The organism is Undibacterium sp. CCC3.4 (assembly GCF_034347425.1).
In the GTDB taxonomy this organism is placed as follows: Bacteria; Pseudomonadota; Gammaproteobacteria; order Burkholderiales; family Burkholderiaceae_D; genus Undibacterium.
Genome location: NZ_CP133779.1, coordinates 4,370,250 through 4,393,852, shown reverse-complemented (window position 1 = coordinate 4,393,852; position 23,603 = coordinate 4,370,250). Strand labels below are relative to the sequence as shown.

17 protein-coding genes are annotated in these 23,603 nt (G+C 52.5%); 6 read left to right on the top strand and 11 right to left on the bottom strand.

What is annotated here, in order from left to right; all coding sequences use genetic code 11:
- The first annotated feature begins 3 nt into the window (after nt 1-3).
- The 5 genes from phoB to RHM61_RS19360 all read left to right on the top strand — a co-directional run bounded on the left by phoB (nt 4) and on the right by RHM61_RS19360 (nt 8,056).
- On the top strand, nt 4-690 hold the full coding sequence (phoB, locus tag RHM61_RS19380; RefSeq protein WP_322248947.1) for a phosphate regulon transcriptional regulator PhoB: 687 nt from the start codon (nt 4-6) through the stop codon (nt 688-690).
- Between the two features lie 100 nt (nt 691-790).
- The gene (gene phoR, locus RHM61_RS19375; protein ID WP_322248946.1) at nt 791-2,101 is read left to right on the top strand and encodes a phosphate regulon sensor histidine kinase PhoR; all 1,311 of its coding nucleotides are present in this window, start codon (nt 791-793) and stop codon (nt 2,099-2,101) included.
- A gap of 153 nt (nt 2,102-2,254) precedes the next feature.
- Entirely contained in the window at nt 2,255-3,334 is a 1,080-nt protein-coding gene (locus RHM61_RS19370) for an HD domain-containing phosphohydrolase (RefSeq protein ID WP_322248945.1), read from the top strand.
- 28 nt (nt 3,335-3,362) lie between these two features.
- Entirely contained in the window at nt 3,363-4,514 is a 1,152-nt protein-coding gene (locus RHM61_RS19365) for an FIST signal transduction protein (RefSeq protein ID WP_322248944.1), read from the top strand.
- Nucleotides 4,511-8,056, top strand: a complete 3,546-nt coding sequence (locus RHM61_RS19360) for a response regulator (protein WP_322248943.1) — start codon at nt 4,511-4,513, stop codon at nt 8,054-8,056. Before RHM61_RS19365 ends, RHM61_RS19360 begins: the two co-directional genes overlap by 4 nt.
- Before the next feature lie 9 nt (nt 8,057-8,065).
- On the opposite strand, the gene RHM61_RS19355 is transcribed toward RHM61_RS19360, so the two are convergent.
- The 11 genes from RHM61_RS19355 to RHM61_RS19305 form a co-directional block, all read right to left on the bottom strand.
- On the bottom strand, nt 8,066-9,883 hold the full coding sequence (locus tag RHM61_RS19355) for an aminopeptidase P family protein (RefSeq protein WP_322248942.1): 1,818 nt from the start codon (nt 9,881-9,883) through the stop codon (nt 8,066-8,068).
- A 207-nt stretch (nt 9,884-10,090) separates the two neighbouring features.
- A complete protein-coding gene (gene metG, locus RHM61_RS19350) occupies nt 10,091-12,169 on the bottom strand; it encodes a methionine--tRNA ligase (RefSeq protein ID WP_322248941.1) in 2,079 nt (692 codons plus the stop codon).
- Nucleotides 12,170-12,686: 517 nt separating this feature from the next.
- The gene (locus tag RHM61_RS19345) at nt 12,687-13,715 is read right to left on the bottom strand and encodes a hypothetical protein (RefSeq protein WP_322248940.1); all 1,029 of its coding nucleotides are present in this window, start codon (nt 13,713-13,715) and stop codon (nt 12,687-12,689) included.
- A gap of 26 nt (nt 13,716-13,741) precedes the next feature.
- Nucleotides 13,742-15,133, bottom strand: coding sequence for an RNA-guided endonuclease IscB (gene iscB, locus RHM61_RS19340; protein WP_322248939.1), 1,392 nt, complete (start codon nt 15,131-15,133; stop codon nt 13,742-13,744).
- A 708-nt stretch (nt 15,134-15,841) separates the two neighbouring features.
- Complete coding sequence (locus RHM61_RS19335; RefSeq protein ID WP_322248938.1) at nt 15,842-17,293, bottom strand: winged helix-turn-helix domain-containing protein; 1,452 nt, start codon at nt 17,291-17,293, stop codon at nt 15,842-15,844.
- 265 nt (nt 17,294-17,558) lie between these two features.
- Complete coding sequence (locus RHM61_RS19330; RefSeq protein WP_322248937.1) at nt 17,559-18,356, bottom strand: hypothetical protein; 798 nt, start codon at nt 18,354-18,356, stop codon at nt 17,559-17,561.
- 583 nt (nt 18,357-18,939) lie between these two features.
- Nucleotides 18,940-19,605 (bottom strand): type III secretion apparatus protein OrgA/MxiK, encoded by a 666-nt coding sequence (locus tag RHM61_RS19325; protein ID WP_322248936.1) that lies wholly within the window; start codon nt 19,603-19,605, stop codon nt 18,940-18,942.
- A gap of 2 nt (nt 19,606-19,607) precedes the next feature.
- Nucleotides 19,608-20,342, bottom strand: a complete 735-nt coding sequence (locus RHM61_RS19320) for an EscJ/YscJ/HrcJ family type III secretion inner membrane ring protein (protein ID WP_322248935.1) — start codon at nt 20,340-20,342, stop codon at nt 19,608-19,610.
- A complete protein-coding gene (sctI, locus tag RHM61_RS19315) occupies nt 20,342-20,626 on the bottom strand; it encodes a type III secretion system inner rod subunit SctI (RefSeq protein ID WP_322248934.1) in 285 nt (94 codons plus the stop codon). Before sctI ends, RHM61_RS19320 begins: the two co-directional genes overlap by 1 nt.
- 92 nt (nt 20,627-20,718) lie before the next feature.
- On the bottom strand, nt 20,719-21,018 hold the full coding sequence (locus RHM61_RS19310; RefSeq protein WP_322248933.1) for a type III secretion system needle complex protein: 300 nt from the start codon (nt 21,016-21,018) through the stop codon (nt 20,719-20,721).
- A 28-nt stretch (nt 21,019-21,046) separates the two neighbouring features.
- Nucleotides 21,047-22,279: a PrgH/EprH family type III secretion apparatus protein gene (locus RHM61_RS19305; RefSeq protein ID WP_322248932.1), complete on the bottom strand. Its 1,233-nt coding sequence runs from the start codon at nt 22,277-22,279 to the stop codon at nt 21,047-21,049.
- Nucleotides 22,280-22,816: 537 nt separating this feature from the next.
- Between RHM61_RS19305 and RHM61_RS19300 the strand changes: the two genes are divergently transcribed.
- On the top strand, nt 22,817-23,599 hold the full coding sequence (locus RHM61_RS19300; RefSeq protein ID WP_322248931.1) for a helix-turn-helix domain-containing protein: 783 nt from the start codon (nt 22,817-22,819) through the stop codon (nt 23,597-23,599).
- Nucleotides 23,600-23,603: the final 4 nt, after the last annotated feature.

Below are 23,603 nucleotides of genomic sequence, written 5' to 3'. Positions count from 1 at the left end.
ACAATGGCTGCTGATACCACAATATTGATCGTAGAAGATGAGCCGGCCATCGTCGAGCTCGTCAGTTTTACGCTGCGCGCGGCAGGCTGGAACACCTTCGCCGTCAACAATACCGCCGACGCCTGGGATTTTGTTCAACGCCGCACGCCGCAATTAATCCTGCTCGATTGGATGCTGCCGGATCAAAGCGGTTTGCGCTTGCTGTCAAAAATACGCTCGGATCGCCAGTTCAATGAAATTCCCGTCATCATGTTGACGGCGAAAAGCATGGAAGAAGATAAAATCGCCGGCCTCGATCATGGCGCCGACGATTACATCACCAAACCATTTTCGCCGCGCGAACTGACCGCACGGATCAAAGCCTTGTTACGCCGCAAGAGCCCGGAGCATGCACAAACCGCCTTGCAGGCCGGCCCGGTAGTGCTCGATCCGGTCAGTTGCACGGTGAAGATCGATGGTTTGAAAGTCGATATTGGCCACGCCGAATACAAATTACTGAAATTTTTCATGGCCCATCCCGAGCGCGTGTTCTCGCGCAGCCAGTTGCTCGATAAAGTATGGGGTGACCACGTCGTCATTGAAGAGCGTACCGTCGATGTCCATGTGCTACGCTTACGCAAAGTATTAAAAACAGCGGAAGGTTTGATCCAAACCGTACGCAGTGTCGGTTACATGTTGTCTGAAAAATAAATATCGCTGATCGCTGTTCTGCTTAAGATCGGCGGCCAGCGCGGCGCATTGTCAGTCCACAGCTGTATTGTGCCACCTCATCAACCGCGCAGGATTTTACATGTCTCAACGTCTGGTCTTTTGGATTTCCAATTCGGTTCGCATCCTGTTGGTGCTGCTCGCCACCGTATTTTCCTGTTATTTCTGGGGTGTGACCGCTGGTCTGATCGTCGGTATGCTGGCAATGTTGGTGTTGGTACTGGTTCAACTGTTTTATTTGCAAAGGCTGGCTGAATGGCTCGATCATCCGAGCAGCGCACGTCTGCCCGATGGCTGGGGGGCCTGGACCGATATTTTTTCGCGCCTCTACAAACTGCGACGCGGCGATGAAAAAAGTCAGGCTGAACTGACCGAATGGCTGGCACGCTTTCGCCAAGCCATGACCTTGCTGCCAGATGGCGTGGTCATCATGGATGATGTCTTATTTTTGGAATGGTGTAATCCGGCGGCCGAACGCCATCTCGGACTGAGCTTGAGCCAAGACAAAGGCATGCGCGTTACCAATTTGGTGCGCAGTCCGCAATTCATGGATTACATCATCCTTGGTCGCTATGAAACGCCGTTAACCCTGTCTTTCCGCGACCGCAAACTGATCGCCCACATCATCCCGTTCGAAAACCGGCGCCAGATTTTGGTCACCCATGATGTCACCGAATCCGAACGCATCGATATGATGCGACGTGATTTCATCGCTAATGCTTCACATGAATTGCGTACCCCGTTGACGGTGATCAATGGTTTTTTGGAAATTGCATCACTGCAAGCCGATCTCGACGTCCCCACCCGTAACGCCCATCTCAAACTGATGTCGGAGCAAGGCGAGCGCATGCAGCGTTTGGTTGAAGATATGCTGACCCTGACGCGACTCGAATCGATGGATCACCTGTTGCGCGCCGAAGTCGTCAATATGCGTGCTTTACTTGAACAAATCATGCAAGAAGCGCACGCGCTTTCGGCCGGTCGGCATCAGATCACACTCGAATGCGACGGCCCCGATATCCGCGGCAGTACCGATGAAATCCGCAGCGCCCTGACCAATTTGGTAACCAATGCCATCCGCTATACCCCTGAGCACGGGCAGATACAATTACTCTGGCAAATGACCGAAGCGGGACCGAAATTCAGTGTGCGCGATAATGGCATCGGTATCAGTCCCAACCATATCTCCCGCTTAACCGAGCGCTTTTACCGAGTCGATAAGAGTCGTTCGCGTGAAACCCAAGGAACCGGCTTGGGCTTGGCCATCGTCAAGCATGTCTTGTTACGGCATAGCGCACAACTGCTGATTGAATCGACTCCCGATGTCGGTAGTCAATTCAGCGCACAGTTTCCGTGTGGCATTATTGCTACTCCTCAAGTTGCGACGGCATAGCAATCTTTAAATATTGTTATTCTTAGTTTATCGTTCACGGAAAATACGCTACACTTCAAAACAGCTTGAACGGTTTCGTTCGCCGCCGGAGCAGGACGCGTGTGCCTGATGCAGCAGTGCTTTGCTGGTAGGCTCAACTCGAGAGGATGTTCGATGCAGATGAAGGTATTGGTCATTGATGATGCCCAAATTAATATTACGCTGCTCTGTCTTTTACTGAAAAAAATAGAGCATTGCCAATCCGTCAGTTTCATCGACCCGCATCTCGCCTTAACTTGGTGCGAGCAAGAGGTGCCTGATCTGGTCATGGTCGACTATATGATGCCGACCATGAATGGTATCGAATTCATTCGACGTTTCCGTACGCTCGATGGTTGTCGCGATATTCCGGTCTTGATGATCACCGCCAACAGCGAATTGGAATTGCGTTACCAGGCGCTTGACGCCGGTGCCAATGACTTCCTGATCAAGCCCATAGATAAAATCGAATTCTTGGCAAGAACCAAAAATATGCTGGCTTTGCGAAAAGGCCAGCGTTTTCTGGAAGACCGTGCCAGTTGGCTGGATGTGGAAGTAAAAAAAGCCACCCAAGAAATCCGCGCGCGCGAAAAAGAAACCATTCTACGTCTGTCTAAAGCTGCCGACTCGCGTGACCCTGAAACCGGTGCGCACATCGTGCGTATGGCCAATTATTCACGCATCATCGCCGAACATCTGGGTTTGTCGCTTGCTGATCAGCAATTATTGCTCGAAGCAGCACCGATGCATGACATCGGTAAAGTCGGCATTCCCGACAATATCTTGCTCAAACCCGGTAAATTGACAGTAGAAGAATTCACCGTCATGAAGCGCCATGCACAGCTCGGCTATGACATTTTAGCCGGCAGTTCTTCTGAAATGCTCAGTGCCGGCGCGCTCATCGCGCTCGCTCATCATGAGAAATTCGATGGCAGCGGCTATCCGAACAGTCTGGCTGGTGAAGATATTCCCTTGTTTGCGCGTATCGTCGCGGTGGCCGATGTCTTCGATGCCCTGACTTCCGAGCGCCCCTATAAAGCCGCCTGGGACATCGAAACGGCACGCACCTTTTTGTTCGATGGAGCCGGGCAGCATTTTGATCCGGCATGCATTGCGGCATTCGAGGCTGGCTGGGAACAAATTCTCGCAATCAAAGCGCAATATGCCGAAGATACCAATGAACTGAAGAAATTCGGTTCGGAATGGGATTTTTGAACACAGACCATCATCCTCGGAGCCGCTGATGAAAATTGCACAAACTGTATGCCATAGCCTTACGCTTGATGCGGCCGCGCTGCTTGAGCTCAATCTGATCGAGCCGCAGTTAATTTTGGTGTTTGCCTCGATAGAGCACGCCAGCAGTACCGAATTTTTTCCCGAACTGCAAAAATATTTTCCGCAGGCGCAAATCGTTGGCTGCAGCACCGCCGGTGAAATCTCTGCGCAAGGCGTGACGCAACAGTCGAGTGTCATCACGGCGGTGCATTTTGAAGCGGTGACACTGCGGGTCGTCAGCACCGAATTGTCTGCCATGCAGGATTCCGAACTGGCCGGCTTAGCCTTGGCCAAGCAATTGGCCGGACCAGAGTTGGGCGCGGTGCTGTTGTTCGGGCAAGGCGTTGACATCAATGGCAGCGCACTCATCGATGGTTTGACTGGCGTACTTGGCAGCAGCATGCCGATTACCGGCGGTTTGGCCGGCGATGATGGTTTGTTCAGTAAAACCTACACGCTGTCACCGCACGGCGTCTCCAGTACCAGCATCGTGGCAGTCGGCCTGTATGGCGAACGACTGGTTTTCTCACACGGCAGCTTCGGCGGTTGGAAGCCCTTCGGGCCGGCGCGTAAAGTCACCAAATGCATCGATAACATCCTCTATGAGCTCGACGGAAAGCCGGCGCTGGAAATTTACCAACGCTACCTCGGTGATTACGCCAGTGATCTGCCCGGTTCCGGTCTGCTGTTTCCATTCGAAATGCTCAGCGATTTGCGCGAATCCTTGGGGCAGATACGCACTATCCTCGGGATCAACGAAACCGACGGCAGCCTGATACTGGCCGGTGACATCAACCCGGACGGCTATTTACGGCTCATGCATGCGCATACCGATGACCTGGTCGACGGTGCCGAAGTCGCGGCCCAGGCCAGTATTGAACACTTACCGCCAGTCCAAGGTGCTCGCTTAGGCTTGCTGGTCAGTTGCGTCGGCCGCAAGCTCGTGATGGGCGGGCGTATCGATGAAGAAGTCGAGGCAGTACAAGACATTCTCGGCGCACACACCCTGTTATGCGGCTTTTATTCCAACGGCGAAGTCTGCCCCGGATATAAGCTTGAAACCAGCCGTTTGCATAATCAAACCATGACCATTACCTGCTTGGCTGAGCGTGCTGAATGAAACACAAATTGTTGCTGCGTCAATGCAAGCGCCTGTTTGGCGTGCAATCGGAGCAGCAGATGTTGGCCTTGCTGGACGAAATGGAGCACTTAGCGCTGGGCGCTGACATCAGCCCGACGGCGCGCTTGGCCTTGCAAGGCTGGCGCGGCTTCATAGGGCAAGTCGATGATGCTTATCTGCAGTCTGATCGCGATCTCGCACTTGGCAAGCTGAGCCTGGAACTGAGCTCGGAAGAGCTGGGATTAGCCAATGCTTCCCTGCGTTCCGACGCGGAACAGCGTAAGCAAGTCATGCAAACCCTCAGGCATGCCACCAACCAAGTACTGGCGCAATTGGGTAAGCATCTCGATGATGACAGCAGTCTCGAAAGCCTCAGTCAAGTATTGGCTGGCCTCGTCAGCGAGCTGCTCGGCACCCGCGCTGAGTTGCAACAAGCCTTGGCCGCGGTGGAAAAACAGCAGTTTGCCCTCGATCAACATGCCATCGTCAGTATCACCGATGCCCATGGCATGTTGATTTATGCCAATGAAAAATTTTGTCGTATCAGTGAATACAGCGCAGCTGAATTGGTGGGGCAAAACCACCGTATCGTCAATTCCGGTTTTCATTCAGCAGAATTTTTTGCCGACATGTGGGGCCGTATCGCCGGCGGAGAAGTGTGGCATGGCGAAATACGCAATGCCAGCAAAAGCGGGGTGCTGTATTGGACCAACGCCACCATCGTACCTTTCCTCGATACGGATGGAAAGCCCTATCAATATATCTCGATTCGTACCAATATCACCGAGCAATTCTTGCTGCGCGAAAAAATTGAAGCCAGTCAAGTCTTGTTGCAAAACGTCATGAACACCCTCGGTGAAGGCGTGTATACCCTTGATGCCGAGGGAATCTGCACCTTTCTCAATCCGGAAGCGGAAAAAATTCTCGGTTATCGTGGTGATGAATTGGTCGGTCGGCCACTCCATGATGCGATTCACGCGCTTGCGGCTGACGGCAGTCCGATTGCTGACCACGAATGCAGTATTTTACATGCCACCCGCAGCGGTGAGATTTTCCGCTCCGATAATGAATGCTTCCAAAATAAGATGGGCCAATTAGTTCCGGTCTCCTTGGTGGTTTCACCCATCATAGAAAATGGTCGCATCCTCGGATCAGTAGCGGCATTTCAAGATATTTCCGCTCGTATCGATGCCGACAAGGCCTTGCGCGCCAGCGAAAACAAACAAAGAATGCTGCTTGATAACGCCGCCGATGCGGTATTTGTAGCCGGCGTCGATGAGTGCTGGGTCTATGTTAACGACTTGGTGTTGGACATGCTCGGTTATCAACGCGAAGAATTGCTCGGTCACTCGATTTACGATTTATTACCAGAGAAGCAAAGACACTGGGCGCGCAATAATTTCCTATTTCAGATACTCGACGACAAAGCGCTGCAGAGTACGATGAGCTTGGTGAAGAAAAACGGCGAACTGGTTCCGGTCGAATTAAATGCTTCACTCTTGCCTGATGGCAGCATTTATGGCTCCTGCCGCGACATCAGTGCCCGTCAAGTGGTCGAAGCGGCGCTGATTCATGCCAAGGAAGAGGCCGAAGCAGCCAATCTGGCCAAGAGCGAATTTTTGGCCACCATGAGCCATGAAATTCGCACGCCGATGAACGGCATCATCGGCATGACCGAACTCGCGCTCGATACCCGACTCTCCGGTGAGCAGCGCGAATACCTCGATCTGGTGCGCTCATCGGCGCAATCGCTGCTGAGTATTATCAATGACATCCTCGATTTTTCTAAAATCGAATCGGGTAACGTGGTGCTCGAACAAATCGATTTTTCCCTGCGTGAACTGATCGTCTCTACCTTGAAATCGCTGGCCATTAAAGCCAGTGAAAAAGGTATAGAACTGGTCTATCAAATCGATGTCAATTTGCCGCAGACGCTGACGGGCGATCCCGGTCGTTTGCGTCAAGTACTCAATAATTTGATCGGCAACGCGATTAAATTCAGTCGCAGTGGCGCGATTGTTCTTGAGGTACAACAGGTGCGCCAAGCCGAAGACGTGGTCGATGTGTATTTTTCGGTCAGCGACGAGGGCATCGGCATCGCAGCCGACAAACAGCTCAGTATCTTCCAAGCCTTCAGTCAAGCCGATGCCTCGACCACCCGTAAATACGGCGGTACCGGCTTAGGCCTGAGTATTTCCTCGCGGTTGGTGCAGAGCATGCAAGGCTTGCTCGAAGTCGACAGTGAGTTGGGGCGTGGCAGCTGTTTTTACTTCACCATAGGCTTAGGTGTCGGCTTAGCCCCAGCTCAGCAGTCAACGCTGCTTGATCTCAGCGGCTTGAGCGCGCTGATCGTCGATGACAACGCAGTCAATCGCTTGTTTTTTTCCGCGACACTCAAAAATTGGCACATGCAGGTCGACGTCGTCGATTCCGCGGCGGCAGCATTGAAGCACATCGAAGCGCGCGCCGCCGCCTGGCACCCATATGATGTCATGCTGCTCGATGTCTGTATGCCTGAGGCCGATGGTTTTGAACTGGCAGCGATACTGGAGAAAAATTATCCTTCGGTATTGAAGAAAACGCTTATGCTGTCTTCGGCCGGTTCGCGTGAAGATGCGCGTAGGTGTCGTGCCGCTGGCATTTACGATTACATCAACAAGCCGGTCAGTCAAGCCGAGTTATTTGCCGCCATCGTGGCGATCTGTTCCGGTCGCCAACCACCGTCGCGCCAAGCCGATATCGTGCGCTCAGAGCCGGGGTACAACTACGCGCCGCTGCGCATCCTCGTCGCCGAAGATAATCTGATCAATCAAAAATTAGTGCTGTCCTTGTTGCGCAAGTGGCAGCATAGTGCAACGATTGCTGAAAACGGTTTGCAAGCGATTGAACAATTCCAGCAGCAGAGTTTTGATATCATCCTCATGGACATGCAAATGCCAGGCATGGGTGGCATCGAGGCGACCAAACAGATACGCACGGCCGAACTGGCCAGTGGCGGCCATATTCCGATTATCGCCATGACAGCCAACGCCATGCCCGGTGATCTCGAACGCTGTCTCGCCGCCGGAATGGATCATTACGTATCCAAACCGCTCAAAGCCGAAGTCTTGCAAACCTTGCTCAACCGATACCAAACAAAACCTGTTCCTGAGATTACCATGCTGACATCGCCCCCTATTCCCGCGCTACCCGGCGCGCTGCACGACCGAGACTTCGACTATCGCCAAGCCCTGCTCGGTGCCGACGAAGAAATCGTTAAAATTATCGGCCAGTCATTTCTCGATGTGTGCGATCAGTACATCAGCGAGTTAGCCGATGCCATCGCCAGCCATGATGCCGAACTCTTGCACCGTTCGGCACATACAATGAAAGGCGTGGTCGGCAATTTCCAAGCGCAGCCGATGGAAAGCCTGGCACAAGTGCTGGAAAACCGCGGTAAGCAAAGCGACTTCAGCGATGTCGCCGCACTGCTGGCCGATCTCAGTGCCGAATTAGAACATCTGCGCTCAGCACTGACGGCATTTTTAATCGAGCATCCGTAAGCAATATCACTACAGTACGACCGTTGGGCGACTCAGTGCTGTCGTGCGCAGCATCAGCCATGCCAAGGCCGCACCGCTGACCAGTGGTGTCAAACGCAGTCGCACATGCGCATGATAGTCATTGAGCCAAGCCAGCTCATCGTCACGCAGTAAATCCAAACGCAGGCAACGGCTGTCGATAGGGCAGAGTGTCAGCGTTTCAAAGCCCAAATATTGACCGAACTCGGTCTCCTGCGCCACCACATTGAGTAACAGGTTTTCAATCCGCACACCCCACTTCCCGGGGCGATAAATACCTGGCTCGTTCGAGGTAATCATGCCAATCTCCATTGCCGTATGCGGTTCGGCGAGCGTGCCGGAAATCGATTGTGGCCCCTCATGCACATTGAGGAAATAGCCGACGCCGTGGCCGGTGCCGTGGCCATAATTGATTCCCTCGGCCCAGATCGGTGCCCGCGCAATCGCATCGAGTTGCGGCGCTGGCGTACCGCGTGGGAAACGCGTTTGCGATAAATTGATCATCCCCTTGAGCACCAAGCTGCAATCACGCTGCTGCTCAGGTGAGACGGTGCCTATCGCAACCATGCGCGTGATATCGGTGGTACCGTTGAGATATTGGCCGCCCGAGTCGATCAACAGCAAGCCATTCCCGCTGATGGTCGCGTGTGCTTCGGGTGTGGCGCGATAGTGAGGCAGGGCGCCGTTGGCATTGAAGCCGGCGATCGTGCCGAAACTCGGCGAAATAAAATGCGCTTGGCGTGCGCGTGCGGCACAAATTTCTTCATCAATGCGCAGCTCGGTCACTGTTTCATGCTCGAGCGCGACTTCGAGCCAACTGAAGAACTCGCACAGCGCGGCACCATCTTGCTCCATCGCTTGGCGTACGAATTGTTGTTCCTGCGGCAGTTTGCGCGATTTCAGAAACACTGAAGGGTTGATCGCCTCGATCAGCCGCACCCCATTTGGCACTGCCAGAAAGAAGCGGTAGGTAATGCGACGCGGATCGATCAGCAGGCTGGTCGTGGCCGGCAATGCTGCCAGTGCGTGCGCGGCCGCTTCGTAGTCCAGCACCGTGATACCGTCGCGCGCCAGTTCAGCACTGAGTTCGTCCGCGATTTTTCCCGCCCCGACAAAAATTTGCACGCCACTGTGACTGACCAGTGCATGGGCGATGAAGACCGGATTGTAACTGACGTCGGCACCGCGCAAATTGAGTAGCCAGGCGATATCATCGACAGTCGACAAGAAATGCCAATCGGCGTGTTGTTGCGACATCTGGGCCCGCACCTCGGCCAATTTTTCGCTGCGCGAACTCACCGCGAACGGTGCCGGGTGCGCATACACTGCTGCGCTCGGCAAGGCCGCACGGGTTGGCCAGATGTCGGCCAGTATATCGATGCCGGTGTCGAGCTTGACGCCGACGGCATTGAGTGCTGCGGCCAGCATGCGTGCGCTCGCCAGTCCCAGCACTGCACCGTCCACCGCCACCGTCTGCCCAGCCGACATCTGCGTACTGAGCCAGTCCAGATGCAGGGTCGCGCCGGCGGCAGGGATTTTCATCATGGCGATCCCGCTGCCTGCCAATTCCTTCTCAGCTTGACTCCAATAGCGGCTGTCTACCCATAGTCCGGCATCTTCTGCGCAGACCACCAGCGTGCCGACCGAGCCATGAAAGCCGGAGAAATGCGCCCGTCCTTGCCAATATTCGGGTAAATATTCCGACAAATGCGGATCGGCCGAAGGAATGATGCAGGCATCGATGGCGAGTTCGCGCATGCGGCTGCGTAGCAGCGCCAGACGGGCGGGAATTGGCTTATTGCTGGTCATGGGGAGGCTTTCTTGTACTGTGCAGAATGGAAAGGTAAATATATCAATGAAGCTATACTGTAAATCAAATCGCGCCAAGTAGCTGTGCCGATTTCACGCATTTTCATCATGGCTGATGCATAAGGCCGAGGCATTTGACTGCCGTAATGAAAAAACGCCACCGGACAAACAGTCCGATGGCGTCAGCGCAGTGGCAAATAGTCTGGATCAGCGCACACGCATCCCCGGCGTCGCACCTGGCCATGCTTCCAAAATGTACAAGCCTGGCTGCGCTTTTTCATCGGCTGCCGAAGCCGCCAAGACCATTCCTTCGGAGATACCGAATTTCATTTTGCGCGGTGCCAGATTGGCGACCATCAGCGTGAATTTACCGATTAACTGTTCCGGTTGATAAGCCGATTTGATACCGGAAAACACATTGCGTGTATTCGCTTCGCCGACATCGAGAGTCAGGCGCAGCAATTTATCAGAGCCTTCCACCGCCTCACAATGGACAATTTTCGCGATACGCAAATCGACCTTGGCAAAATCGTCGATCTTGATTTCTTCGGCCAAGGCTTCGATCGCCTGATCGGGCGCAGTCGTTGCAACTGGTGTTGCCGTCGCCGTGACAGCGACAGTCGGCGCATCGAACAATTGTTCGAAAATGGCCGGATCAATACGCTGCATCAAATGCACATACGGCTCGATTTTGTGCTGATCAGGTAGCGGCACATGTACATCGGCCCACTGTAATGGCGCGATGTTGAGTTGTGCTTCCACTTGGGCTGCCAAGCGCGGCAAGACTGGTTTGAGGAAAATTGTCAGTATCCGGAAGGCTTCGAGCAAACGGCTGCAGACTTCCTGCAAGCGCGCATCATTTTCGGCTTGCTTCGCCAGTTCCCAAGGCTTGTTCGCATCGACATAGGCGTTGACCAAGTCGGCTTGATCCATGGTGGCGCGTAAAGCCTTGCCGTATTCGCGCGCTTCGAACAGCGCATGAATCTCGCCGGCCGCGCTACGCAGATTAGCGAGGAAGGCGTCATCGGTGCTGGCCCAAGCAGTATTGACAACACCGTTGAAGCGTTTGCTGATGAAGCCGCAGGCGCGGCTGGCGATATTGATGTATTTACCGATCAGATCGGAATTGACACGGGCAGCGAAATCGTCCGGGTTGAGGTCGAGATCTTCCACTTTGGCATTGAGTTTGGCAGCGAAATAATAACGCAGCCATTCAGGATTCATGCCGATGTCGAGGTAGCGCAGCGGAGAAATGCCGGTACCACGTGACTTCGACATTTTTTCACCGGAAACCGTGACAAAACCATGTGCATACACATTGTCAGGTATTTTGTAACCGGAAAATTTCAGCATCGCCGGCCAGAACAAGGTATGGAAATATGTAATGTCTTTGCCAATGAAATGGATTTGCTCGGTACTCGGATCAGCCATGAAGGCATCGAAATCGCGTCCGGTTTTTTGAAAATAATTCTTCAGTGAGGCCAGATAACCAACCGGGGCATCAAGCCAGACGTAGAAATACTTACCCGGTTGATCGGGAATTTCAATGCCGAAGTAGGGCGCGTCGCGGCTGATATCCCAGTCACTCAAGCCACTGAGCGCGCCATCTTTTCCTTCCAACCATTCGCGGCATTTATTCGCCACTTCCGATTGCAAGCGATTGCCCTGCAAAGCCCAGCCGCGTAAAAATTCAACGCATTGCGGGTCCGATAATTTGAAGAAAAAATGTTCCGATGACTTCATGATCGGCGTAGCACCAGTCAGTACCGAGTATGGTCGCACCACTTCAGTCGGGGCATACACCGCGCTACATACTTCACAGGAATCACCATACTGATCTTTGGCACCGCATTTCGGACATTCGCCCTTGATGTAACGGTCCGGCAAAAACATATTCTTCACCGGATCATAAAACTGTTCTATCGTCTTGCTGGTAATGAAGCCGGCCGCTTTGAGCTTGCGATAAATATCCTGCGACAATTCATGATTCTCGACCCCATCGGTCGAATGCCAATTATCGAATTCAATATGAAAGCCATCGAGGTATTGTTTGCGACCAGCCGCAATTTCCGCCACGAATTGTTGTGGTGTAATGCCGGCTTTTTCCGCTGCAATCATGATCGGTGCCCCGTGCGCATCGTCGGCACCGACGAAATGCACTTCGTTACCCGACATTCGGCTATGCCGCACCCAGATATCAGCCTGGATATATTCCATGATATGGCCGAGGTGGAATGGCGCGTTAGCGTAGGGCAGGGCAGTGGTAACGAACAGCTTGCGGGTCATGATGATGCACTTTTTGATTAACGGACAAGGGCATTATTCTAACAGTGAAACGCGCAGACTACGTGGCTTTGCCGCGGATTGTCCGCCCGGCTGTGTATCAAACAACATCGGTGTTGTCAGATTTTGTATAAATGTTACTAATGAGAGATCAAGAAGTCGCTTTGCATCGTCATCTTTTTCATTAAAAATCTGACTAGGGTTTGAAACCCCGGCCTGAAGAGGCTGTCGCAAAAGCCTGATGGAAGCTTTTTTACATCTGACACACCGCCTACCTCGTCATTCCCGCATGCCGCAGCCTCGTCATTCCCGCATGCCGCAGCCTCGTCATTCCCGCATGCTTTTGGCGGGAACCCAGTGTCGTTTTCAGCGCTGAAAACACGATCATATCTGGCATTTTCAGTTAGCCACGAACGCCGCTGGGTTCCTGCCAAAAGCGCGCAGGAATGACGTGGCCACCAGTTGGGGTAATGATACCGACTCAATACCCTTTTGCGACGATCCATTAAGTTGTTCAGCGTCAGACTACCCAAGCACCATGGCGATAAATTTCCCTGTCATTGAATCGCACCGATTCGGTGACGGCAAACACATCGACGTGGTGGCGGCCTGCGCCGCGCTTGATATGCGGTTTGGCGTAACTGCCGTGCTTTGAACCCAGTGATAAATGAATTCCGCACATACGCTCATAAGTACCGATGTCGCGCACCGTCCTGTCCTTGCTGAACGCGCGATTCATTCCCAACCCCAATTCCCGCACCCACACTACGGTATCGTCGGCCCGTATATTGGATAGCACGAGATCAAATTCGGCCGTCGAGTTTTCTGTCGCCACCACTTGACCGGCCTCGATGATCAAGGTGATCGCTTGTTCTGGCTGATTGATGGAAAAACTGGTATCACCGAAGATGAAAATTCTGACCCGTCCGTGTACTGCTTGCAAGTCGACTGACTCAGTGAATACTTCACCGATAGGAAATTGACCGCCGACATTTTGCATGCCGCTGTAATCGCCGACATTGAGTTTGGCCGATTCAAATTTACCGCTGAAAAACAATTGTTCGCCACCGCTGTCGATGACGGCATTGTCAGACTGATCGATGATGTCCTTGAGTGCTTGGCCTACGCCACGATAATAACTGACGTCATACGCCAGCGCATCGACATAATAAGTCATCTCAGGGCCTTCCATGCGGCCGAGGTGTGGATGTTCGATGACCTTGAGTCCACGTTTGAACAGCTCTACCCGCAGCCGATATGCTTCGAGGCGGAAATTGGTAGTCTGTATCAGAATCACCAAGTCGCCGGCACTCAATGTCGCCAGCAGAGCCAAAATCTGCGCCGGCGCAGTGCTGTCAAAATCGACGCAGCTCGCCTGAGGCAGGCAAATTCGATAAGCAGCTGTCAACACCTGTGCCAATTCACAGCCACTGTCATAGACCAACACCGCCTGATGCTGTGCACTGTGTTCAAACGCATGCTCGAGCACGGCACTGAGGTGTGAACTTGCTGTGGTGATAAGACCTTGCGGAAAATTAACAGAATTCATCAGATTTGCGCGTGAAACCTCGGCCTTCAGGCCGAGGAGGCAGAGCGTGGAACGCGCAGCGTTCCTTGCTTTGGTGGCGTGCCTGTCACGTCCATATTTACCACCAGTGAATAACTATACCCATCTGCACGCTGAATGATCTTGCAGTGCTTATACGATATGCCTTGTACGACAGATTCTTGCGTTTGTATGTTGAAACTGCCACTTGCGCGAACTGCTACGCGGCCTATGTACTGGCCGGTTTTCTTTCCTGTCGGGACGCAGGCTTTTACCATATCGCCAGTCTGAAAGCCGTGAATTCTTTTGCTGCGCGTCAGGTAACCACGCGGGAAACCGAAGGCATCAAGGCGGGTACGCTGGTAGCTGCCGCGCCCAGTCGCCTTGATCGCCAATGTGGGCTTACGCCAGTGGCTCACCGCATCGACTTTGCCCACGCAAGCGGCATCGAGCGCGTGGGTTTTAGGAATAGTTAAGCGCGTGCGGTTGAACTTGGTTCGTCCACCGGAACCGCTTGTCACCGGCAGACCGGTGGCTTTAAGTGCATTAAACAAGGCCCATCGGGTCGCGTTAACGGCAGCGGCATCCTTGAGAGGGCGCTGCAACTGTGCTTCGATGCGCGCCAACCGTGCCGGTTCGCGTGCTAAAAATTCCCGTACGTCACGTGCTGCTTTCTTGTTATTGCATGGCACGCAGGCGAGCACCAGATTAGATACACGGTTCGAGCCGCCCCTTGCCCGCGGCTGCACATGGTCGATGTTGAGCGCGACATGTTGGGCGTCGCAGTAGGCGCACCGACGGTTCCATTTTTCCAGTAAATATTCGCGCAGTTCGTATCCGGCCAGCGTTCCTTGCTGATACTCGACACCGACAATCTCGGGCTTATCCATTTGCTGCATGTCGAAACGCAGCAGTTCCTGAGCGATGGCACTCAGTGGCACCAGTCGATGCAAGCGAGTCAGCCATGCCAGGGTGGTGTCGATGCGGTGTTGCAGGCTGGGTGGCAGCCAGCCGCGCCCTTTGTTGCCACGATTGAGAAAACGTGGTGCGCGGTAACGCAGCGTACTGCGACGACGACGACGCATCTGGCGGCGAGAAGTCAGTGCCTCGCTGATTTGATGGCCACGGTGCCTCAGTTCGAACAGATTCAGAACCTGGTCGACAGTGCAAATTTCACCCGTCGCAAGCTTGAGTGTTTCGCTATGTCGCACAAGAGCGATGCCGGTCGTCTTGCTGCCGGGGTCAAGCTTGATCTTGATCGTTTGGAAGGCACTGTCAGTAACAGTACGGTCAAGCAAGCGTATCGCAAACGGGAACAGGCGATGCACGCGTGCCCGGCCTGCTGCGAGCAGCTTGCGCGCCCGTTTTTCGCTGCATGGCATCAGCGGATCTTGTGTTCTGCTTAGTACAAATACAGCCATTTTTGTATCTCCAATATGAAATAGCAGATGTAATCTGCATTTCCCTATGCGCTTACGCGCCTGGTGACGGGCACCTGACGGTGCCGCTCCCCTCGACAATGTCGCAACACAGCTTCGGTTCGGAACGGTCACCCGCACTCTCCGATGAACCTTGCAGCAGAACGTTTCGTGCTTACCCTATGCTTGTCTGCTTCTGCTGCTTGCAGAGCTTGGAACTGAGGAAGCATTCCAAGGTGCGTCTTGTACTTCGTTGCAACGTAGCGCGATGCTTTGCGCTCAGTCTGGTCAACCGAGCTTTTTCAAACTCCGGCCTTGAGAGGCTGTCGCAAAAGCCTGATGCACGTTTTTTACACCTGAAACACCGCATACCGCGTCATTCCCGCATGCTTTTGGCGGGAACCCAGCGTCGTTTTTTACACTGAAAATGCCACAATTTCTGGCATTTTCAGTTAACCACGAACGTCGCTGGGTTCCTGCCAAAAGCGCGCAGGAATGACGTGGCCACCAGTTGGGGTAATGATACCGACTGAAAACCCTTTTGCGACAGCCTCTTGAGGCCGGGGTAATTGACCTTATCTTTATACGCTGCTGGGAAAGCCGATATTTTAACAAGCCGTCACTGACTTGCGGAAACTATCGCCGCCCTTGAAGCGGCATGGTATAGGTATGACGAGTCAAAATTCGACTCATCAACAGATGTTTGATAGTTCAGGCAACGAGGAAAAAAGTCGGCATCGGCCTACTCGTTTTGGTATCGTGCGTGCGCACGGTTTCTAGCATATCTTGCAAAATAGGGTTGTCGTGTGCGTACAGAGTCAGGTTCTGTTCTGCTTCGGTAATAGCTTGCGTGATATTTGAGCAAGTAAAATGTATCCAAACGCTCAGTAAGATCGCGCTGATATTAGCTGGATCGAAGGATAGCGAGGTTTTGACCGCCGCTGCCGCTTCAGGCATGCGCTGCGCCAGAAACAGATGACGCGCATGATAGTAATGCAGCTCCGGCATCGTCGGTGCCAGAGAAATTGCTTTTAATATCAAAGTTTCCGAGCGCTCACCGTTACCGAGCACGCTGTTGAGATAGGCCATCAGCGCCAATGCCAGCGGATTATTTGGCTCTATGCTCAATGCCTTGTCGGTAGCGCGACAAGCTTGCCGCAACACGGCATCATCATTGCAAAGACCGAAGCTGACCAGTGCCAGACAGGTTTCCGCTAACGCGCACCACGATTGCGCGTGCAATGGTTCAATCGCCAAGCAGGCATGGAATTGCGAGAGCGCCTGTTTCAGCGAGGTCGGTGTGAATTGACGCAGTTCGCGCTTACCGTTTAAAAAAGCCAAGGTGGTCGGCAGGGGAATTTGCTGAGGCACGCCATTGCCCCAGCTTAATTCCGGGATGCAGAGCGGTAAAACAGTCGTGAGGCGATGCTGTAAATTGATTTGCCAATTGTTTAATGTGACGTCGAAATTCTCTCTGTGTAAAATTGCATGGTCACGTGCATTGACCAATTCCAAGCGCAAGACCCGTATGCCTTGCACGATCACGGGAAAACCGGTCACGTAGAAATCAGGTTCCATATCTTTAATCATGGAAATGATTTCGCTGGCGACGCGGCAGTTACGCGTTAACGAGGCCGGCATCACCGATAAGCCGAACGGCCGGAAATGGCACAGGCACTGTATCGTGCTGTCGTGAATTTCCTGAGTATCAATATCCCAGCCATCGAAGCGAAACGGTAGCACCGCGAGGGTACATAAATCGATCGGACGCTGAGTGTCGTAAATCACATTGACGGTGTGCAACAAGCGATAGCCTTGGCCGTAAACGTTTTGAATATAGTGCTGACCTGTGCGTTCCAAAAACATACGACGTAACACATAGATGCAGCGAGTCAGCGATTCTTCGCTGACGATGGCATTCCCCCATGCACGCTCGAGTAAAGTGTCTTTCGGTACGATTTCGCCGCCCGATTCCAGCAGACAGATCAGCACTGCCAATTCTTTAGGTGGCAATGGAATCGGTACGCCATTGTGCATGAGGATAGAATTGTCGAGTACGAAATCGCCGATGACAAATTGCCGTTTTGCTTGGGTGCTCGGACGGTTTTTGATACCTTCACCCTTAGCTTTGAACGCGATATGCTCTTCCATGTAGGTATTCATAGATGTATTCTTCACAAAAAAAAGAAAAAAAACAGTTCGCTGTTCAGACGAAGCATTCATTTTTCAGCGTGTACCTATGATGGTGATTCTTATATGAAAATAATATAAGACAAGTATCAATATCAACTTTGAAGATTGATACAAGTACTAATCATTGCATTGAACGTTGACACTTATGGGTGCGATCATCGCAGCTTGCCATGCCAAGCTGCGATGATCGCAGTGCAGAGGAAGTTGTGGCGCGGTACAGGAATGGCTGGCGAGCTCACATCTGGAAGGCGCGTTCATCCTCGGCTTTTTCGCTTTCGAAAAAGGACTTGATCATCCAATCTTTCATGTGGTGATCGGCAAAGACCAAACTCATCATGGCATCGGTGACGCCTTGTTGCAGTTCCGGACGGTAGGAATCGGTCAATATCATCACTTGCTCGCCTTCAGCAGTCGTGACTACTTTTCCCGGTAGTTTAGGCTCTTTCGGCACGGGCAAACCCTGTTCCTTGGCCGCTGCTATTGCTGCGGCAAGTTCGATTTCCTCAGCGCTGGCGGGTCTCGTTGTGACCACATCGAGCTCCTTGAGCAGCTTCATACTCCATTTCAATACGAGCAATTGGTCTGTGATGCGTTTGTAGGCCCGTTCCCCCTTCGGGTCTAAGTAGAGACGGGTAAAATTAAGCACAGTCCGGCGCCAATCTTCTATCGTCTCGGTATTGCCTGCTTCATCGGTATGCTCCTGCATCAGAGGGGGAAGAGAAATCAATTTGGCATAAAATTCATCGATATATTTGGGGATCTGCGGTTCCGGTACGACTGGATTAGGTTTAGTGGTGACGGCATCGGTCAAGGCAGGTGTCACCGACGCGGCATCGGTAGTTTTGTTTTCGGCGATTTGACGTGTTGCTGCCGCTTGGCTTTCGGCCCGCAATTTGGCCAAATTTTCGGCGGTCGCCACCGCTTCTTGTATCATCGCATGTGTTTTGGCACGCAAGCGTGTGGCGATGTCGATGACATCTGCGCTACTGTTGAAACCTTGCCTTGGTGTGAAACTGGAAGGGGTGGCACGCATAATATTTCCTTATTGGTAGTTTTAATTCGTCGTTGCAGAGGTAGTGAACTTTTCCATGAAATTCGCATGCAGACTGGCCGCCGCCTCTTCAGAAAGTTGACGTAAACTGGAAGGGAAATGATCGAGTTCACGTGCCAGTAAATATTCGCCTTGATCAGCGACGACGGTAGGATTAAATTCGGCGACCCGGTTACCACAACGCAGCAGGAAGCGCGCTTCATCGTGATAATCGACTTGTAAGCGCGAACCCCAGCCATCCTCGAGCAAGGCCATCACACGATGGCGCCATGCATATGCGCTTCGTGGCAAGATTAACTGCAAGATGTGAGGTTGTAGATCCGGGTGTTGATGTAGCCAGTCTTCAAGCACCGTCAGAATCGCTTCCGGGCTGTTAAGTGCCGCTGCTAACATATGTCGCGCAGAAACTTGAATTTGCTGCTGGGCTTCACGTGCCAGATTTTGACTGTCATCGAGGAAGCTCAGTACGCTGTCGGCCGCGCTGAGTACACCATCGCGATACCCATCGGAATAGGCCTGACGCCGAACTTGCTCTGCTTGCAGCGTCGCTTCTTGCAGCATTTTCTTAGCTAAATTGCGCGCTTCCGACAGGATCGCCTGATGGCGTCGTATCTGGGTGAGTTGACTTCCGCTGATCAATACTTCTTCGCGGATCCGGAAAGTAAATGTGGCCTGAGTTTTTTTTGACATGTTGTAATGCGATGAGCAATAGGCTGAAATGCGCACGCGTCGCGGTAATCGCCGGAGCTATGGGGGAGCTGGCAAAGAGCAGCGGAATGCGTTGTTGTAAGGCGATGGAGGCCGGTTCGCAAAGTAATGCTAAGGATTGCAATCCCGCCTGCATGAGGAAAGCATGCTCACAGCTGCGGACATCGTTGTTTTCAGCTGGAAACAAGCGCTCGCTTAGCGGTAGTAAAGCGAAACTGCGCGCCCACGCCGGCAAACGTAATAATCTTCCGGCACGCGCCAAACTGTTGCGCTGCTGGTGGCAGGCGAGAAGGTAGGCAGCGTAAGGCAGCTCAGACCAATTATTGAGCAACAGTTGATCAAGGCTACCAGGCTTCACATCCGGTGTCACACAACTGAGTTGATAATGATCAATCAGTATGCGGTTGATCAGGGCGAGTTGCGCAGATTTTTGTAATTGCGCTGGCAACATTAAACGCTGTGTATGAATATAAGACAGCGGATTATAGATCACCGTCCGCAAACGGCTGGAAACGGTCGTCATGTTCATACCTTTGGTGCGGGCAACAGCTTGCGTGGGTCGATTTTGTAACGCCAGATCAAGCTGCCTGCACCCGCCAAGATCAACACGGCGATCAAACCGGCTATCCAAACAGGATTGATCCCATCATTCTTGATTGCAGATAGCGAAGGTGGTGCATGTTGCGCTTCACTACGTTGCGACAGGACGACCGAGATATTGTCATAGTCGACTTCGGCGAAACTGTTTTTCAAAAAACGTTTGATTTCACTGATCAATAAAGATGGCTGCACCTCGCTTTGGTAGACCGCCAAGGCTGAAATATGAATCGGACGTTTTTTAGCGCTGTTTTCGCTGGCGTCAATATCATAACTGACATGAACACGTGAAGAAACGATGCCATCCATGGTTTCCAGCGACTGCTGCAAGCGTTGTTCTATCGCCGAATACAATCTGGCTTTTTCGGCCCGAGGCGAAGAAACCAGTGCGCCCGATGGGAACATTTGGGCTACTTCTACTTGTGCTTGTGGCGGTAAATTATGTACTTTCAGCAGATCGACGGCTGCGACAAAATCAGATTGGCTCACCGATACGCTGTAACCTTCCTTGGCATGATCGATCTTGCTTGCTGCAATATTATTGCGCTGCATGACCGCGATCACTTCATTGGCCTGGCGTTGATCCAAGCCTTTGAGCAGATCGCTCTCGCGGCAGCCGGTCAGCAAAGCCAGCAGCAGCAGCGCGCCTGAAATTCTGCGCATCATGAGCGTAACAATGCCTCGACAGTTGCGGTAAGCTTGCGGGTTACCGTGCTGACCATGGAAATTTTAAGCGAATCATCGGCAACCTGCTCTTGGATTTGCTGCAGTATTTCCGGCGATGTGACGCTTGGTGACTCCAGTACACGCATCACTTCGGCCTTGCTTTCTACTGCACTCACTGTTGATTTTGCATACGCATGCATCATACGCTCGCTCAACGAGACGATTTCATTACCGCCGCTTATGTCCGCTATGCCGGGGATGGCGCGAATTTCGTTAATCATCTGAAGCTCCTGAAAAAATATAAATGAGCGATACCCGAAAGTTGGATTCTGATCGACAAACGTATCCAACAACGGGTACCAGCCTACGGCGATCAGCGATAGTTGGCGATGATGCCGGCACCGACGTCTTTATAGGCCTTTACCACGCTCGACTGCGCCTGACGGTACAAGGTATATTCCGACAAGGCACTCTGGTAGTTAGCCAGTAACTCTGGATCGGATGGGTTGGCTTTGAGTTTGTCCAGCGCATCTTTGACCTTTTTGTTCAAGTCACCGACACCCTTATTGAATTGTATCGATACTGAAGTCAGAAAACCGGTCGCCCCGGTCGTGGTCGGTTCGGCTGCACTGATGCCGGAGGTAGTGTCGTCGCGGGTTACAATAGTAGGCATAAAATTTCCTTTTTGAATGAATAAAACTTTATTGTGGGGTACTGCTGATCATTGGAGAAAAATACCAATGGGATGGGGTTAATTTGACATAGCTGTCGGTACCGTAACCGAACGATTTTCCTTTAAGCCAGTCATCCTTCAAATCGACAACGAAATGCACATAACGAACCCCGCGGTGCTGATAAAACGCTTCCACATAGGGGCGCAACTTTTGCAAGTCGATATCGTTCAAACTAGGGCGCATGACAAAGGTCACGCTGGCCGGTCGATTGACGCGCTGATAGGGAATGCCGAGCTGATCAAGACCATTTTGGGCTTCGTTGGCAATGGCAGCATCCGATAGCGCCGTTACCTTGACCGTGCTGGCATACGGCAGCAATGTCGCGACGTGGCGACTAAGCTGCTCGCGCCCGGCGGTATCACGTGGACCGCGTTCCGCACTGATGAACAGTTCCGGCCGCACCGGATCATCGAGATTCAATAAATGGTAAGCGCTGAAGCTGGCATCACTGTTGAGGGCGGCTTCGACGCGCTGTTTTTCAGAAAAAGTATGAACGACTGCCGCCGGCGTTTGCAAATCGTTGCGCACCAATGCTTGCCTGGCCCAAGTAGCATCTCTGAGATTTTCAGCGAACACATAAAAGACTTCGCTGTCACCTTTTACGATCTGGTAATTCCCGACCGAGCCCTTGAGTATGTCGTTCAAACGTAACTGTTCACGCTGCTCATTACCGTTCAACCAGAGCCCCGCACCAACTACGGCGCATAGCAAGAACACACTCACGCCAGCGATCAGTGCCACCGGTGTCTTGCCAGGCACGACGGCTGCTATGGGCTCATCGAGTGGCTCCGGTACCAGCGGATGGTTGAGGACCGCCGGATCCCAGGTGTCGGCGAGCGAACGCACCGACAAGTCGAGCAAACCGAGGCGCACGACAGTATTGAGTGGACAGTGTTGTTCCGTGACTTGATCGTCGCGCAATTCGCGCAACACAACTTCACTACCGCTGTCGATGACGACTTCAAAATTGAAGCCGTCGCCATCAATCGGAATGAAGATCGCATTGTCGGGAAAGCTAGGAAATTGCACAGTATCGTCGAACACTTCAGTATTCCCGACGACAAAAAAAGTGGTACCGATCAGCAGTTTGAATTCGGCACCTCGCATCGGCCCGTTCAGAATTTTCAGAACGGCGATCTCCTGCTCATCCGTGCTTGGATAGAGGCTTGGTTCAATATGGTTGTTATCAATTAACGGCATAGGATTAGGTCGCATAAAGCGTACGCTGCTTGCAAAAGTAGAACAAAGAATAGAGCCGCGATCAGCTTCATTCCTGATGGAATTGTGATTTTTATTTTGCATTGTCAAACGCGGGAAAAAGTTTATTCGAGTGAGCGAATATTCTCGCCTGTCCCCATCTCATTATTCCTGCATGCCCCCGCCTACCCGAGCCGGCAGTAAGCTTATTGACGCGAGCTTTTGAGGTCGTCGTAACAGGGTTTTCACTCGATAACATTACCCTGACTGGTGCTCACGTCGTTCCTGCCAGCTTTTGCGACCGTCTCAAAGGTATGCGCGAATGCTCACTGGGGTTCAATACCGGAAAGAGGATTTCTACTTTTAATCAGATTCCCATCGGGATTGCTTTTTTTTTAGCGCTAATGTGCATGAAGAAGTTGACGGCAACATTCAGGAAACGTCAATCACTGTGGCACCGGCAAGCGCCTTGTTGTGACGTGATCTTTACCCATTTCGCGTGTTTCCTGCGCAGACAAAAAACGAGACAGGCCCCATCACATGACATTACCGACCGAACCGACGCAGCTACCGACACGCGCGCCACATTGGCTCACAGCGGGCCCGCAGTTGTTACAACTGCCCGATTTATTCGCGCTCGAAGTGGGTGGCGAAGGCCTGCAACTAGTACTTTTTCAGGGAAAAAACATCAGCCATATCTGCTTTACGCCCGGTTGGCGCGGTGTGGTGGTATTTGATCAAAGTCCGGTGCAAATCAGTGTTGGCAGTGCCCTGTGTCAGGACGGCGATATCTCTGTCTTGACCAAACTGCAGGCATTCATGGATGCCGATTGCGGCCTCGAGATGAATCACAGTATGCCGAATGCCCGTCTGGTGTCTTGCGCCGGCTCGGGGTTGGCCATGCTCAGTGATCGCCGCACGATAGAAAACTGGTTCCTCAGTCAAATGATCACCGAGCCGGAACAAATGCTGGCAATTTCGGCTTTGTTGCGGCGTCTCGAAAGCTATGCCTTAGTGCGGTTTCTATTAACCGAGCGCGCCGAAAAAAAGAATTTACGTGAATTAGCGCAAAGCTATGGCATCTCTTACACCCATTTCCGCCGACTGTGCAATCGCGCACTCGGCGGGTCGGTGAAATTTGAACTCAATCAGTGGCGTATGGCGCGGGCCTTACTTGATCTGGTCGATAGTCGCTGTAATTTCACGGAAGTCGCACTCAAGCATGGGTATGCATCGAGCTCCCATTTTTCGAACGAAGTCAGGGGACAGGTCGGCGTGTCACCACGCGGCTTGTCAGACATCATTAAACTCGCAGGTAAGTAATATA

What these genes read in the sequence shown, in the direction of transcription:
- RHM61_RS19365 (WP_322248944.1), top strand. Translation starts at nt 3,363, where the DNA reads ATGAAAATTGCACAAACTGTATGCCATAGCCTTACGCTTGATGCGGCC.
- RHM61_RS19330 (WP_322248937.1), bottom strand. Translation starts at nt 18,356, where the DNA reads ATGCGTGCCACCCCTTCCAGTTTCACACCAAGGCAAGGTTTCAACAGT.
- sctI (WP_322248934.1), bottom strand. Translation starts at nt 20,626, where the DNA reads ATGATTAACGAAATTCGCGCCATCCCCGGCATAGCGGACATAAGCGGC.
- RHM61_RS19305 (WP_322248932.1), bottom strand. Translation starts at nt 22,279, where the DNA reads ATGCCGTTAATTGATAACAACCATATTGAACCAAGCCTCTATCCAAGC.
- RHM61_RS19360 (WP_322248943.1), top strand. Translation starts at nt 4,511, where the DNA reads ATGAAACACAAATTGTTGCTGCGTCAATGCAAGCGCCTGTTTGGCGTG.
- RHM61_RS19310 (WP_322248933.1), bottom strand. Translation starts at nt 21,018, where the DNA reads ATGCCTACTATTGTAACCCGCGACGACACTACCTCCGGCATCAGTGCA.
- metG (WP_322248941.1), bottom strand. Translation starts at nt 12,169, where the DNA reads ATGACCCGCAAGCTGTTCGTTACCACTGCCCTGCCCTACGCTAACGCG.
- phoB (WP_322248947.1), top strand. Translation starts at nt 4, where the DNA reads ATGGCTGCTGATACCACAATATTGATCGTAGAAGATGAGCCGGCCATC.
- RHM61_RS19300 (WP_322248931.1), top strand. Translation starts at nt 22,817, where the DNA reads ATGACATTACCGACCGAACCGACGCAGCTACCGACACGCGCGCCACAT.
- iscB (WP_322248939.1), bottom strand. Translation starts at nt 15,133, where the DNA reads ATGGCTGTATTTGTACTAAGCAGAACACAAGATCCGCTGATGCCATGC.
- RHM61_RS19370 (WP_322248945.1), top strand. Translation starts at nt 2,255, where the DNA reads ATGCAGATGAAGGTATTGGTCATTGATGATGCCCAAATTAATATTACG.
- phoR (WP_322248946.1), top strand. Translation starts at nt 791, where the DNA reads ATGTCTCAACGTCTGGTCTTTTGGATTTCCAATTCGGTTCGCATCCTG.
- RHM61_RS19345 (WP_322248940.1), bottom strand. Translation starts at nt 13,715, where the DNA reads ATGAATTCTGTTAATTTTCCGCAAGGTCTTATCACCACAGCAAGTTCA.
- RHM61_RS19355 (WP_322248942.1), bottom strand. Translation starts at nt 9,883, where the DNA reads ATGACCAGCAATAAGCCAATTCCCGCCCGTCTGGCGCTGCTACGCAGC.
- RHM61_RS19320 (WP_322248935.1), bottom strand. Translation starts at nt 20,342, where the DNA reads ATGCGCAGAATTTCAGGCGCGCTGCTGCTGCTGGCTTTGCTGACCGGC.
- RHM61_RS19325 (WP_322248936.1), bottom strand. Translation starts at nt 19,605, where the DNA reads ATGACGACCGTTTCCAGCCGTTTGCGGACGGTGATCTATAATCCGCTG.
- RHM61_RS19335 (WP_322248938.1), bottom strand. Translation starts at nt 17,293, where the DNA reads ATGAATACCTACATGGAAGAGCATATCGCGTTCAAAGCTAAGGGTGAA.